General features: G+C 39.9%; 1 pseudogene. It reads right to left on the reverse strand.

What is annotated here, in order from left to right:
- Window positions 1-444, reverse strand: a pseudogene (locus tag GBI16_RS18530) (chromosome segregation protein SMC); the annotation flags it as partial.

Consider the following 444-nt stretch of genomic DNA (forward strand, 5'->3'; position numbering starts at 1 on the left):
AAGGTGATGATTGCTGAATCAAACGTTGAAATAAAGCACTTGTCGCTTCTAAATCATGCTCAATTGTATGCGACTCTGACCGAACTAATTTAAAGCGTTCGCCAAGCTCGTTCATTTCAACATTATATTCTTGTTGTAACTTCTGACTTTGATTCGCTTGGAAAGACAGTATTTCGATTTTTAAAGTACGAATCTGAGTTTCTAAGGTTTTATATTGGATGGCGGCTTCGGACTGGCGTTTTAGCGTTCTCAGCTGTGATTTTAATTCAGCCGCTATATCTTCTAAACGCGCTAAGTTTTGCTCAGTATGTTCTAAATGCTGCAAAGTCTCACGACGACGTGCTTGATAGCGAGATACGCCAGCAGCTTCTTCAATAAACACTCGCATTTCTTCAGGTTTAGCATCAACCAAACGATTGATCATACCCTGTTCAATGACTGCAT

It is taken from the genome of Acinetobacter sp. TUM15064 (genome assembly GCF_008980265.1).
In the GTDB taxonomy this organism is placed as follows: Bacteria; Pseudomonadota; Gammaproteobacteria; order Pseudomonadales; family Moraxellaceae; genus Acinetobacter.